Source organism: Actinosynnema sp. NPDC059797, assembly GCF_042732085.1.
In the GTDB taxonomy this organism is placed as follows: Bacteria; Actinomycetota; Actinomycetes; order Mycobacteriales; family Pseudonocardiaceae; genus Actinosynnema.
The window spans coordinates 26172-39274 of the sequence record NZ_JBHWIE010000047.1 but is presented as its reverse complement, the minus strand read 5'-3'; the positions used below and the strand labels follow the sequence as shown (position 1 = coordinate 39274).

The window sequence follows — 13103 nt, the reverse complement described above, 5'->3', positions numbered from 1 at the left end:
GGCAGCGTGTGCTGACCGTGTTGCAGGCCCGCGCCGACGCCGCCGGGTCGATCGTGTGGGACGTGTCGGTGGATTCCACGATCGCGCGGGCGCATCAGCATTGCGCCGGTGCGCGGAAAAGGGGGATCTGCAGGTCGAACCGCCCGACACTCCGCTCGGCGGGATCGAGCCGGGCGATCACGGGTTGGGGCGGTCGCGGGGCGGGTGGACCAGCAAGCTGCACCTGGCCTGCGAGCAGGGCCGGCGGCCGTTGTCGCTGCTGGTCACCGCCGGGCAGCGGGGTGACAGCCCGCAGTTCGTCCCGGTGATCGAGCGGATCTCGGTACCGCGCGTGGGCCCCGGCCGGGCACGAACCCGACCGGACCGGGTCCTGGCCGACAAGGCCTACAGCTCCAAGGCCAACCGCGCCTACCTGCGACACCGCGGGATCAAGGCGACCATCGACCAGCCCCGCGACCAGGCCGCCCACCGCAAGGCCAAAGGCTCCGCGGGTGGACGGCCACCGACCATCGACCGGGAGATCTACAAGCAGCGCCACGCCGTCGAATGCGGCATCAACCTGCTCAAACAGCACCGGGCGGTGGCCACCCGCTACGACAAGCTCGCCGTCCGCTACCAGGCCACCATCGACATCGCCGCCATCAACATCTGGCTACGCCACATCTGAAACACGACCTAGGCGCGGGAGGGGGCTAGAACCAGGAGCCCACGGTCCGGTCCCACGCGTCGCCCGCGCCCTCCACGACGTCGCGGCCGAACTCGACCACGTCGCCCACCCCGCCGACCACCACGTCGGCCGCGTCGCTCACCAGCTCCTTGCCGGTGTTCAGCAGGCCTGTGCCCGCCTCGGACCAGTTGCCGTCCCACGCGTCGCGGCCCGCGCCGTAGAGGCCGGTGCCGACGTCCATGCCCAGGTCCGCGACGCCCGCCGCGGTGCCGGTGACGAGGTCGACCGCCGGGCCGACCACCGGCACGTCCGAGTACGGGCCCGACGGCCCCAGCGGGTCGTCGTACCACTTCTGCTCGGTCACGGAGCCGCCGTCGCCGTTCGCGATCCGGGCCAGGTTCTGCAGCGACTCCGACCCCGGCGTGTAGTACTCGGAGTGCGCGCCGTGGATCATGGTCGAGTCGGTGGTGCCGAACGCCCGCGCGCCGAACGCGTCGTCGTACGGGCCGGTCGAGGAGCCGTCCTCGGTGAACCAGGTGGAGCTGGTGCCCTGCACCACCGGGTCGTGCTCGGTCGCGCCGACGTACACGTGGCCCTCGCCCACCGAGAGCTGGCTGACGTGCGACGCGCCCACGCCGGGCGAGCCGACGAACGCGATGTCGTCGGCGGCCAGGCCGTTCATGCCCGCGTAGCCCACGGTCGTGGAGCCGTAGGAGTGGCCGATCACGGTCAGGTGCTGGCGGTTGCCGGCGGCCTCGGCGGCGGCGCGGTAGCCGTTCACGTCGGCGACCAGGTTCGCGCCGCCCTCGCGGGCCTGCGCCGGGTCGTCCACCTCGCCGATCGCCCAGCCCGGGGCGTCGTAGCCCAGCCACTGGATCGTCGCGCTGCCCTCCGCGCCCATGGCCTCGCGCAGGTTGCCCGCCTGGCCCACCGAGAAGCCGTCCAGGGTGGACCCGGTGCCGGGGACGGCCACGGCGAGGTTGCGGGCCGTGTCCGGGTCGCCGTAGGCGATGGCCGTCGCGCCGTCGCCGCGCGGGCCGTACGGGTCCCACGCCAGCACGCGCACGTCCGCCTTGCCCTCGGCGTTCAGCCAGCCCCGGTCCTTCGCGAACGACTCCGCCTCGGTGATGCTCTCCTGGACCCGCTGGGCGTTCTCGGCCTTGGTCGCGGCCTCCTGGCGCTGCTCCATCATCTGCGCGTACTGCGGGTCGTTGAGCAGCCGCGTCAGGTCGCCGGAGTCGCCCGGGTCCAGCCCCAGCTCGCGGGCCCGGTCGGCCATCCGCGCGTCGAGCCGGTCGCGTTCGGCGGAGAACCGCCGGAGGTCGTCGTCGATGCGCAGCCGGTTGGCCTGGTCGAGCACGCCGGACGGCAGGCCGCGCAGCTGACCCAGCTCCTGGAACCGGGTGCGCAGCAGCTCGTCCTGCTGCTCCTTGGTCAGCGACTTCCACCAGGCGGCGACCTGCCGCGGGTCGGTGCCGGGCGCGGGCACGGCGGCGGCGGTGCGCACGGCCGTCGCGGTGGAGTTCCAGCCGGGGTCCTGGGCCGCGGTCTCGGCGAAGCCGGGGCGGACCCGGGTCAGGGCCTGGGCGTAGCTGCGCAGGACGCGCTCGTAGCCGTTCTTGACGTTGTTGAGCTGCTCGTTGACGCGGTTGGCCAGCTCGCGGGTCTGGGCCTCGTCCAGCGCGGGGGAGCGGCCGCGCCAGAAGTCGATCAGCTGGTCGGCGCTGCCGCGCATTTGGCCGTAGGCGCGGGAGGCGGCCTGGACGATGTCGGCGCCGGCGGCCAGGCGCTCGCCGGCGACGGTCGCGGACCTGGCGGACAGCTCGGCGCGGGTCCGGAAGCCGGCGGCGGCGTCGCCGCGCCAGGCCGAGGTCGCGGTCGAGCCGCCGGCCGCGACCGACTCGCCCGCGCGGCCCACGGCGCTCCGGGCGCCGGTGACGGGGTCGGCCGCGGCGGCGACGCGGCCCGCGTCGCCCGAGGCCAGCCGGGCGTACAGGACCTCTGGGTCGGTGAAGCTCACGCCAGGCCCCCTTCGATGCCGCGGAAGGCGGTGTTCGAGTCGTCGTCGGCGCGCTGGTAGGCGTCGGCGTTCTCGTTGAGGCCGTCGCCGGCGTCGCGGTACCAGGCGCTGCCGCGCCGCAGGTCGTCGGACTGCTCGCCGGACCACCTGGTGAGGGCGTCGACGAACTCGGCGGCCGCGGGGACCTGGCCCAGCGCGTCCGCGTCCAGCCTGAGCATGGAGATCATCTCCGCGCCGTCCGCCGCCGCGTCCGAGCCCTCGTGGAACTGCTTGGACGCCGCGCGCAACTGCTCTGGTTGCACACCGAACACGGTTGTCCACCCTTCGTGCCGCCGGCCGCTGGGGATGCGACGCGCGGTCATCTTCTCCGGTTCCACCGCGATCGCGAACGGTGCGGCTCCCGGGACCTGCGGGTCCCCCTTCGGCGCGTTCCCGGTGGTCCGCCGCGGATCACCCATCCGTGATCTTGCCGGTTTCGAACACCTGTTCGACCATGGGTGCATGACCTCATCACGGGCGTTCCGCCTCTCCTCCGCCTCCTGCCCCTCTACCGTCTCCTCCCTCTTCTCCGCCTCCACCCTCGTCCGCGTTCTCCGGAACCTCCGGCGGCTCCTCCCACTCCAACCCCCGGGCAGGTGCGGCACGATGACCGCTACTTGCGAACCGAGCGGGGAGGCTGGACGTGCCAGGAGGGTGGACCACCCAGCGGTGGACCGAGGTCTTCACCGAGCAGGCGGCGATGTTCCGGGCGGCGGTCGGCAAGGCCGACCCGACGGCTCCCGTGCCCAGCTGCCCGGGGTGGACCTTCACCGAGCTGACCCTGCACGTCGGGCGGTTCCTGGAGACGTCGCTGGAGTACCTGCGCACCGGCAGCACCGGCCGGCTCCGGCTGCCCCCGCCGCCCACCGGGGTCGCGCCGGTCGAGTACCTCGACACCCAGCTCGCGAAGGCCGCCGAGATCCTCCCCGCCGTCCCCGGCAACCGGGCCGCGTGGACGTTCTCGCCCGCCGCGCCGGACCTGGCCTGGGTGTGGCACCGCCGCATCGCCCACGAGCTGGACCTGCGCCGGTGGGACGCGCAGGCCGCGCTGCGGGAGCTGGTGGTCGGCGACGCCGAGTTCGCGGTGGACGGCATCGACGAGGCGCTGACCACCCTGCTCGCCGCCAAGTACGCCACCGACGTGCCGCCGACCGCGAAGGGCACCGCGCTCGTCCAGCTCACCGACGTGCCGGAGTCCTGGGTGGTGACGTTCGCGCCCGGCGTGGTCCCCGAGGTGCGGGCGGCGTGGCCCGGCGAGGAGACCGACCTCCGGGTGACCGGCGAGGCGCAGATCGTGCACTACGGGCTGTGGGGCCGGCTGCCCGTCGAACACGCCGGTGACGAGCGCGTTTGGTTCGCGCTGAAGCTCGACTGACCACTCGATCGGGGGTGCGTTTCGTCACGTCACGGGATTTGCCTGGGGGTGGTACCACCACTGAGCGGCCTTACACTCGTCGGTGCAGCCCGACCTCGTCGCTAGGGAGCACTCGGTGGTCACCGACCAGTCCGCAACCGGCCGCACCGACCACGAAACACAGGAAGAACGCGAACCCCGCGAAGAATGCGGTGTGTTCGGCGTCTGGGCCCCCGGTGAAGAGGTCGCCAAGCTGACCTACTACGGCCTGTACGCCCTCCAGCACCGCGGCCAGGAAGCCGCGGGCATCTCGGTCGGCGACGGCAGCCAGGTGGTGGTCTTCAAGGACCTCGGCCTGGTCAGCCAGGTGTTCGACGAGCAGGTGCTGTCCAGCCTGCGCGGCCACGTCGCGGTCGGCCACTGCCGCTACTCCACCACGGGCTCCACGACGTGGGAGAACGCGCAGCCCACGTTCCGCACCACGGCCACCGGGTCCGGCCTGTCGCTGGGCCACAACGGCAACCTCGTCAACACCGCCGAACTGCTGGTGCAGGCGCGCGAGGCGGGCGTCGACACCAAGCACGGCGCCACCACCGACTCCGACCTGGTGTGCGGCCTGCTCGCCACCCAGGCCGCCGACATCGGCATCGAGCAGGCGGCCATGCGGCTGCTGCCGACCTTGCGCGGCGCGTTCTGCCTGGTGTTCTCCGACGAGTCCACCCTCTACGCGGCCCGCGACCCGCACGGCGTGCGCCCGCTGGTGCTCGGCCGGCTGGAGCGCGGCTGGGTCGTGGCCAGCGAGACCGCCGCGCTGGACATCGTCGGCGCGTCGTTCGTCCGCGAGGTCGAGGCGGGCGAGCTGATCGCCATCGACGAGAACGGCCTGCGGTCCAGCCGGTTCGCCAACCCCGAGCCCAAGGGCTGCATCTTCGAGTACGTCTACCTGGCCCGCCCCGACACCTCCATCGCCGGCCGCTCCGTGCACGCCACCCGCGTGGAGATCGGCCGCCGCCTGGCCGTGGAGCACCCGGTGGAGGCCGACCTGGTCATCCCGGTGCCCGAGTCCGGCACGCCCGCCGCCATCGGCTACGCCCAGGCCAGCGGCATCCCCTACGGGTCGGGCCTGGTCAAGAACGCCTACGTCGGCCGCACGTTCATCCAGCCGTCGCAGACCATCCGCCAGCTGGGCATCCGGCTCAAGCTGAACCCGCTGCGCGACGTCATCCGGGGCAAGCGCCTGGTGGTCGTGGACGACTCGATCGTGCGCGGCAACACGCAGCGCGCCCTCGTGCGGATGCTGCGCGAGGCCGGCGCGGTCGAGGTGCACGTGCGGATCGCGTCGCCGCCGGTCAAGTGGCCGTGCTTCTACGGCATCGACTTCGCCTCCCGCGCCGAGCTGATCGCCAACGGCCTGGACAACGACGGCATCCGCCGGTCGGTCGGCGCCGACAGCCTGGGCTACGTGTCGCTGGAGCAGCTGGTCGCGGCCAGCGAGCAGCCGAAGACCCGCCTGTGCACGGCGTGCTTCGACGGCGACTACCCGATCCCGCTGCCCGAGGACGCGCTCATCGGCAAGCACCTGCTGGAGGGCATCCGGGGCGTCGCGGGCTCGGCCACCCCCGTCCTGCCGAACGGGTACGGTGCCGAGGACGCCCTGCAGCGGCCCTGAAGAGCGGCCGAGCGGGCACCACGGGCAGGAGCACGGGCCCCGGAGAAAGCCGGATGCCCCGAACCATGGAGCACAGTGACGTGACGGACAGCGCCAAGGCGACCTACGCCGCAGCTGGGGTAAGCATCGAAGCCGGCGACGAGGCGGTGGAGAAGCTCAAGCCGTGGGCGGCGAAGGCGCAGCGTCCCGAGGTGCTCGGCGGCATCGGCGGCTTCGCGGGCCTGTTCCAGCTCAAGCTGGACCGCTGGAAGGAGCCGGTCCTCGCCTCCTCCACCGACGGCGTCGGCACGAAGATCGCGGTCGCGCAGGCGATGGACAAGCACGACACCATCGGCGTCGACCTCGTCGCCATGGTCGTGGACGACCTGGTGGTGTGCGGCGCCGAACCGCTGTTCATGCAGGACTACATCGCCATCGGCAAGGTCGTGCCGGACAAGGTCGCGGCCCTGGTCAAGGGCATCTCGGAGGGCTGCGTGCAGGCGGGCTGCGCCCTGCTGGGCGGCGAGACCGCCGAGCACCCCGGCCTGATGGGCGAGAACGACTACGACATCTCCGGCACGGGCGTCGGCGTGGTCGAGGCGTCCGCCATGCTCGGCCCGGACCGGGTGCGCACCGGCGACGTGGTCATCGCCATGGGCTCCTCCGGCCTGCACTCCAACGGCTACTCGCTGGCCAGGCACGTGCTGCTGGACATCGCCCGGATGCCGCTGGAAGGCCACGTCGAGGAGTTCGGCCGCACCCTCGGCGAGGAGCTGCTCGAACCCACCCGCATCTACGCCAAGGACTGCCTGGCCCTCGCCGCCGAGGCGGAGGTCCGCACGTTCGCGCACGTCACCGGCGGCGGTCTGGCCGCCAACCTGGCCCGCGTGCTGCCCCCCGGCGTGCGCGCCGACCTCAACCGGCGCACCTGGTCGCCGGCGCCCGTGTTCGCCCTGATCGCCCAGCGCGGCCGGGTCGAGCGCGAGGAGATGGAGAAGACGTTCAACATGGGCATCGGCATGGTCGCCGTGGTCGCCCCCGAGGACGTCGACCGCGCCCTGGCCGTGCTGACGGCCCGCCACGTCCCGGCGTGGGTGCTGGGCGACATCGTCCCCTCGGGCGACGACACCGCCACCGCCACCCTGACCGGGGACCACCCCAGGTTCTGACCTGCCGGACTTCCCCGATCAGGTGATCTCCACCCCGACCATGTACGGAAACACCGTCACCGTCATCGGTTGAAAAAAGAGGAGCCCCGCTCAACCCGGACCCGTTCCGGAGCAACCCGCCGAGGTCGCCGCGCCGTACCAAGCGGCGACCGAGGAGGTACCGGGTGGACCGGGATAGTGAGTTCGGCGAGTACGTCGACGCCCGCGCACTGGTGATGCGGAGAACCGCCTACCTGCTGTGCGGCGACTGGCACCGCGCCGAAGACCTGGTCCAGACGGCGTTGACCAAGCTCTACGTCGCCTGGCCCAGGCTCCGCCGCGACGGCGCGGTGGACGCCTACGCGCGCAAGGTCCTGGTGCGCACGGCGATAGACGAGTCCCGGCTCGCCTTCCGCCGCCGCGAGACGGTGGTCGACACCGTCCCCGAGGTCCCGGCCCCCGAGCCCGCGTCGGCCCTGCCCGGCGCGGGCGCGGACCTGGACGTGCGCCGCGCCCTGGCCGCGCTCCCACCGGGCCAGCGGGCCGTCGTGGTGCTGCGCTACTGGGAGGACCTGAGCGTCACCGAGACCGCCCGCCTCCTCGGGCGAACCGAAGGCACCGTGAAGAGCCAGGCGGCCAAGGGCTTGGCCGCGCTGCGCGCGCTTCTCGGTCGCGGCGTCATGGAGGAGCAGCGATGACCGACATCAAGCAGGCCCTGGCCGCGGCGTTCGACGACGAGCCGCCGCTGACGATCGACCGCGCGGCGATCCTGAGGACCGGCCGCCGCAAGGCCGCCTTCCGCCGCGGCTACACCGCGATCACCGTGCTGGCCACCGCCACGGTCGTCTGCGTCCCGGCCATGCTCGGGTCCGGTGGAGGCGGCGGCGATGGGAACGCGCAAGTCGGAGGCTCCGCGCCGGCCTGGTCGACGAGGCCGACCGACGTGGGCGCGTCGACGACCGCGAGCCCACCGGCGGTCACCGGCACGCCGCAGACCGGTCCCTCGTCACCCGACGTGGTGACCAACGTGCCGAGCACCCCGACCCGCACGTCACTCTCCGCACCCGAGCCGCCCAAGCCGCCGACCTCGCGGCGCGCGACCGACCTGACGGCGCTGCTGGCCTCGTCCGGCGCGATCCCGGCGGACGCGCAGTCCCGGCAGTACCCTGGCCACCCCGCCGGGCCGTGGGAGTTCGGCGTCGTCGAGGGCGGGTACGAGGCCGTCGCCGACGTGACCACCGGGGCGGGGCGGGGCAGGGTCACGGTCGATCTCGGCGGGGGCGAGGCGCCGAAGTGCGGACCCGCGTTCACCAACCCGAAGTCGACCTGTGAGGAACGCCTGTTCGAGGGTCGCCCGATCGTGGTGAACGTGTTGACGAGCGACGACGCCCAGCCGGTCACGTTCATCTCGGTCCGCGCGCGCAGGGCGGACGGCACCGTGGTCGAGGCGAACACCATGAACGGCAACGCCCAGAAGAGCGGCACCACCGGTGTGAACCCGCCGCTCACCGTCGAGCAGCTCGCAAAGATCGCGACACTTCCGGGGTTGACCTTCTAACCTGTCGGTGTGACGGAGGACCTGATCGTGACGCGGACGCTGGTGGTGCCGGCGGCCGAGTTGAGCGAGCGGTTCTCCCGGTCCTCCGGCCCCGGCGGCCAGGGCGTGAACACGGCGGACAGCCGGGTCGAGCTGTCGTTCGACCTGGTCGGCTCGCCGTCGGTGCCCGAGTGGCTGCGCGGCCGCATGGTCGAACGCCTGGGGAAACGCCTGGTGGACGGCGTGCTGACGGTCGCCGCGAGCGAACACCGCGCCCAGCTGCAGAACCGCGCGGCGGCCCGCGAGCGCATGGCCAGGATCCTGCGCGAAGCCGCCGCGGCCCCACCACCGGTCCGCCGCGCGACCAAGCCCACCAGGGGGTCGAAGGAGCGCCGGATCGCGGAGAAGAAGCGCCGGGCCCAGACGAAGCAGGGCCGCCGCGGCGGTGGTTGGGATTAACGCCGCCGCCAGCCGGCGGTTGGGATCGACGCCGCGGCCAGCCGGTAGCTAGCCCTAGCACTGATCGGCCGCTGGGACTGATCGGCCGCTGGGACTGATCGACGGCTGGGACTGGCCGGTGGCTGGGACTGGCCGGTGGCCGGGGCGCTGACCGGCGGCCAGGCCAACTTGAGGCTGAAGTAGCCGGCGGCCGGGAGTGACCGGTGGTCGGAACCGGTCCGGCAGCCGGGTCGGCCGCGCCTACGCCTCCCGGTCGAGCGGGGCGAGCCAAGCGCGCAACACCTGCGGTGAGGCGGTCACGGCCCGGCGCGCCACCACCTCTCCGTGGTCGAGCGCGACCAGTGGGGCGATCCAGCTCGGGAACGGCAACGGGTACGCGGTCAGCTCGTCCGGGATCACGTCTGCCGGCGGCACCGGGAAGTAGGCCCTGAGCAGCTCCACCGACAGTTCCGTCGGCTCCGCACCGTCCAGTTCGCGGGGCACTGCCGTGACGAGCAGGGCTACCTCGGTGGCGGTCTCACCGCCCGGGTGCAGCCGCGTGTACATGTGCTCGCCGAGCATGCCGTGCAGCGGGTAGGTGGCCGCGACGAACCGGCCCGGTCGCGTACCGCCCACGCGGGGTTCCGGCAGGCCGGCGGCGAGGAAGTGGGCGGCGCCCGGCGGTGGGACCGGCAGGGTGGTGGCGGACCGGGTGGTGATGGGCCGAGTGGCGGGCCGGCTGGTGGTGGGCTGAGTGGTGGGCTGGGTGGTCGGGTGGGCGGTCATCGGAGGGTCCTCCGGTTGCGTGCGGCGGATGTCGTGGGTTCTCGCCGGCCACTCGCTCGCGGAAAGGCGGGGAACCGGCCCGGCGCGTTCCTCCGGCGCGGGGAGCGACGCCCTCGCACCGGGACGACCCGTGCCCCGAGCCCACCGGCCCTCACCTGGTGCGGACGGCGTCACGTCGTCCCGGGTCCGTGGAGGCGGGGCGTTCCTGGGGTCAACACCCACGGTAGGTCGGTCCTGGGGACGTCGCACCTCGGGCACGGCCTTTCGCTAACCCGACCTGGTGGCACCCGGTCGGGCACTAGGCTCACCCTGCGTGACCGAGCCGGACTTCCTGACCATGGCCCGCACCGCCTACGACACCGTCGCCGCCGACTACGCCGAACTCTTGCGCGACAACCTCGCCGACCCGGCGAGCACGGCCGACCGCGCGGCCCTGCGCATGTTCGCCGACCTGGTGGACGGGCCGGTCGCGGACATCGGCTGCGGTCCCGGTCGGATCACCGGGCACCTGCGCTCGCTCGGCGTCGACGCGTTCGGGGTGGACCTGTCGCCGGAGATGGTGGCCGTCGCCCGGCGCGAGCACCCCGGCGTGCGGTTCGAGGTCGGGTCGATGCCGGACCTGGACCTGCCGGACGCCTCGCTCGGCGGCGTGCTCGCCTGGTACTCGGTGATCCACGTCCCGTGGGACCTGCACCCGGCCGTGTTCGCGGAGTTCCACCGCGTCCTCGCGCCCGGCGGCCTGCTGCTCCTCGCCTTCCACATCGGCGACGCCGTGCGGCGCCTGGAGCGCGGTTACGGGCACGACATCGCGCTGGACGCCTACCGGCTCCGGCCCGAACGGGTGCTCGACCAGCTCGCCGCGGCGGGGTTCGCGCCGCACACGCGTCTGGAACGGGAGCCGGTGGGGTCGGAGAAGACGCGGCAGGGCTACCTGATCGTGCGCAAAGCCGACCAAGCCGACCAAGCCGACCAAGCCGACCAAGCCGACCACGCCGACCACGCCGACCACGACACCCAGGCCGGCCACGACACCCAGGCCGGCCACGACACCCAGGCCGGCTGAGGCACCCCGCCCGACCAAGACCGCGACGCCCGACGACCCGCCGACAACCGCGGCCCCGGCCCCGGCCAAGAGCGCACCCGTCATCAGCGCCAGCACCAGCACCGCCAACACCACCAGCACCGCCGGCACCAACACCCGCGCGGCTCAACCCCGCCACACGTAAAGCCGCTCGGGCCGCCCCGCCCCGCCGTACTTCAGCCGCACCTCCGCGCGCCCCGTGCCGACGAAGTGCTCCAGGTACCGCCGCGCCGACACGCGCGCCAGCTCGGTCACCGCCGCGCACTCGCTCGCGGACACCCCCTCCGGCCGCTCCCGCAGCACCCCCTCGACCAGGTCCGCGGTCTGCGTGCTCAACCCCTTGGGCAGCACCCGGCGGGGCCGCGCGCCGAACACCTCGTCCACGTCCGCCTGCCCCGCCGAGGCCAGCCCGCCCAGCCGCCGGTCCAGGGCGGCGAAGTGCGCGAGCTGGTCGCGCAGCGCCGCGTACTCGAACGGCTTGATCAGGTAGTGCAGCACCCCGCCGCGCATGGCGCTCCGCACCGTCTCCACGTCCGTGGCCGCGGTGATCACGATGACGTCCACGTCGTCGGCCACGCCGCGCAGCTCCCGCAGCACGGTCAGCCCGTCGAGGTCGGGCAGGTACACGTCGAGCAGCACGAGGTCCGGCCGCAGCTCGCGGACCAGCCGCAGCGCGTCCGCGCCGGTGTGCGCGACGCCGACGACCTCGAACCCGGGCGTGCGCGCCACGTACCCGCTGTGGACCTTCGCGACCATGAAGTCGTCGTCCACCACGACGACCCTGATCACGCCGGCACCTCCGCGGGCAGCCGGGCGGTGAACACCGCGCCCCCCTCGTTGCGCACCCGCACCGAACCGCCGCGGCGCAGGCAGGTCTGCCTGGTCAGGGCCAGCCCGAGCCCGCGCTGCCCCTGGGCCGCGGCCTTGGTGGTGAACCCGTGCCGGAACACCTCCTCGGCCAGCTCGGGCGCGACGCCGGGCCCGGAGTCGCGCACGACCACGAGCACCTCGCCGCCGGACGAGCGCACCAGCACCTCGACCCACCCCTGCCCGCCCAGCGCGTCCAGGGCGTTGTCCACGAGGTTGCCGATGACCGTGACCAGGTCCGTGGACAGGTCCTCGTCCACCACGCCGAGCGCGCTGTCGGGGTGCATCCGCAGCCCGATGCCGCGTTCGGCGGCCAGGCTGGACTTGGCGATCAGCAGCGCCGCCACGGCGGGGTCGGCGACCTTCGAGGCGACCTCGGCGCGCCACGCGCCCTGGGCGGTGTTGACGCGGCTGATGAACCCGCGCACCTCGTCGTACTCGCCCAGCTCGACCAGGCCCGCGATGGTGTGCAGGCGGTTGCTGAACTCGTGGGCCTGCGCCCGCAGCGTGTCGGTGGCGTGCCGGTTGGCGTCCAGCTCGTCCTTCAGCGTCATCAGCTCGGTCCGGTCGCGGAGCGTGACGACGGCGCCGTGCACGCCCAGCGGCATCCGGTTGAGCGTCAGCACCCGGCCGCCGGCCAGCGCGAGCTGGTCCTGGCCGGTGGCGCGCCCGGTGAGCACGTCGCGCAGCCGCTCGTCCAGCTCCAGCGCGTCCACGGCCCGCCCGACCGCGTCGTCGGGCAGTTCCAGCAGGGTCCGCGCGTGGTCGTTGACGAGGGTGACCCGGTGGTGCGGGTCGAGCGCGACGACGCCTTCCTTGATGCCGTGCAGCAGTGCCTCCCGGTACTCCACGAGCGCGGTGATCTCGTGCGGTTCCAACCCGAGCGTCTGGTTCTTCACCCGGCGCGCGAGCAGCAGCGACCCGGTCACGCCGATGACCAGCGCGACGCCGAGCAGCCGCAGCGCGTTGTCGGGAGAGTCCAGCACACCCTCCCAGAAGCCCGGCGCGCGCTGCCCGGCGGCGACCACCCCGACCACCCGGCCGTCGTCGCCGATCACGGGCACGTGCGCGACGGTCGCGCCGGCCAGTTCGCCCACCCACGACCGGCCGTCGAGCGCGGTGCTGCCGCCGAGGTCGAGCGGTTCGCCGACCTGGGCGGGGTCCGGCGAGGTCAGGACCTCGCGGTCGGGGTCGGTGATGATCACGTAGGTGGCGCCGGACAGGCTGCGGGCGCTCTCCGCGAACGGCGGCAGCGCGTAGTGCCGCAGCGGGTCGGCCAGCGACGCGCGCACGCCGGCGGTCGCGGCCACGTCCTCGGCCACGGACAGCATCCGCCGCCCCTCGGTCGCGCGGAAGTTGTTCCCCGCCTGGACGACGGACAGCACGCCGACCGCGCACAGCAGCGCCGCGACCACCACCAGTTGCCACACGAGCAGCTGACGGGCGAGCGAACCGCGGCCTCCCATCGCCACCTCCGTGACCACAAAGAACAAAAGAACCCTTAGGGGCGCAAGCGGG

12 protein-coding genes and 1 pseudogene are annotated in these 13103 nt (G+C 73.4%); 8 read left to right on the top strand and 5 right to left on the bottom strand.

What is annotated here, in order from left to right; all coding sequences use genetic code 11:
* Positions 1-184 precede the first annotated feature (184 nt).
* On the top strand, positions 185-667 hold the full coding sequence (locus tag ACFV4N_RS15180) for an IS5 family transposase (protein WP_499673119.1): 483 nt from the start codon (positions 185-187) through the stop codon (positions 665-667).
* Positions 668-692: 25 nt separating this feature from the next.
* Here ACFV4N_RS15180 and ACFV4N_RS15175 read toward each other — a convergent pair whose 3' ends face one another.
* Positions 693-2687, bottom strand: coding sequence for an alpha/beta hydrolase (locus ACFV4N_RS15175; protein WP_499673118.1), 1995 nt, complete (start codon positions 2685-2687; stop codon positions 693-695).
* Complete coding sequence (locus tag ACFV4N_RS15170) at positions 2684-2998, bottom strand: DUF2563 family protein (protein WP_499673117.1); 315 nt, start codon at positions 2996-2998, stop codon at positions 2684-2686. Before ACFV4N_RS15170 ends, ACFV4N_RS15175 begins: the two co-directional genes overlap by 4 nt.
* A 371-nt stretch (positions 2999-3369) precedes the next feature.
* Between ACFV4N_RS15170 and ACFV4N_RS15165 the strand changes: the two genes are divergently transcribed.
* From ACFV4N_RS15165 to arfB, 6 genes are all read left to right on the top strand, one after another.
* A complete protein-coding gene (locus ACFV4N_RS15165; protein WP_499673116.1) occupies positions 3370-4101 on the top strand; it encodes a maleylpyruvate isomerase N-terminal domain-containing protein in 732 nt (243 codons plus the stop codon).
* A gap of 115 nt (positions 4102-4216) precedes the next feature.
* Complete coding sequence (purF, locus tag ACFV4N_RS15160) at positions 4217-5749, top strand: amidophosphoribosyltransferase (protein ID WP_499673115.1); 1533 nt, start codon at positions 4217-4219, stop codon at positions 5747-5749.
* A gap of 65 nt (positions 5750-5814) precedes the next feature.
* Entirely contained in the window at positions 5815-6897 is a 1083-nt protein-coding gene (gene purM, locus ACFV4N_RS15155; RefSeq protein ID WP_499673114.1) for a phosphoribosylformylglycinamidine cyclo-ligase, read from the top strand.
* 164 nt (positions 6898-7061) lie between these two features.
* Entirely contained in the window at positions 7062-7574 is a 513-nt protein-coding gene (locus tag ACFV4N_RS15150; RefSeq protein ID WP_499673113.1) for a SigE family RNA polymerase sigma factor, read from the top strand.
* Positions 7571-8434 (top strand): hypothetical protein, encoded by an 864-nt coding sequence (locus tag ACFV4N_RS15145; protein WP_499673112.1) that lies wholly within the window; start codon positions 7571-7573, stop codon positions 8432-8434. Before ACFV4N_RS15150 ends, ACFV4N_RS15145 begins: the two co-directional genes overlap by 4 nt.
* 9 nt (positions 8435-8443) lie before the next feature.
* Entirely contained in the window at positions 8444-8872 is a 429-nt protein-coding gene (gene arfB / locus ACFV4N_RS15140; protein WP_499673111.1) for an alternative ribosome rescue aminoacyl-tRNA hydrolase ArfB, read from the top strand.
* Between the two features lie 240 nt (positions 8873-9112).
* Here arfB and ACFV4N_RS15135 read toward each other — a convergent pair whose 3' ends face one another.
* Positions 9113-9637, bottom strand: a complete 525-nt coding sequence (locus ACFV4N_RS15135; RefSeq protein WP_499673110.1) for a hypothetical protein — start codon at positions 9635-9637, stop codon at positions 9113-9115.
* Positions 9638-9974: 337 nt separating this feature from the next.
* Here ACFV4N_RS15135 and ACFV4N_RS15130 point away from each other — a divergent pair.
* A pseudogene (locus tag ACFV4N_RS15130) lies at positions 9975-10583 on the top strand (class I SAM-dependent methyltransferase); the annotation flags it as partial.
* Between the two features lie 261 nt (positions 10584-10844).
* Here ACFV4N_RS15130 and ACFV4N_RS15125 read toward each other — a convergent pair.
* Both ACFV4N_RS15125 and ACFV4N_RS15120 read right to left on the bottom strand, forming a co-directional pair.
* A complete protein-coding gene (locus ACFV4N_RS15125; RefSeq protein WP_499673109.1) occupies positions 10845-11507 on the bottom strand; it encodes a response regulator in 663 nt (220 codons plus the stop codon).
* The gene (locus ACFV4N_RS15120; RefSeq protein ID WP_499673108.1) at positions 11504-13051 is read right to left on the bottom strand and encodes a sensor histidine kinase; all 1548 of its coding nucleotides are present in this window, start codon (positions 13049-13051) and stop codon (positions 11504-11506) included. Before ACFV4N_RS15120 ends, ACFV4N_RS15125 begins: the two co-directional genes overlap by 4 nt.
* Between the last annotated feature and the right edge of the window lie 52 nt (positions 13052-13103).

Coding starts and splice junctions, on each gene's coding strand:
- ACFV4N_RS15145 (WP_499673112.1), top strand. CDS start 7,571: ATGACCGACATCAAGCAGGCCCTGGCCGCGGCGTTCGACGACGAGCCG.
- purM (WP_499673114.1), top strand. CDS start 5,815: ATGGAGCACAGTGACGTGACGGACAGCGCCAAGGCGACCTACGCCGCA.
- ACFV4N_RS15135 (WP_499673110.1), bottom strand. CDS start 9,637: ATGACCGCCCACCCGACCACCCAGCCCACCACTCAGCCCACCACCAGC.
- ACFV4N_RS15120 (WP_499673108.1), bottom strand. CDS start 13,051: ATGGGAGGCCGCGGTTCGCTCGCCCGTCAGCTGCTCGTGTGGCAACTG.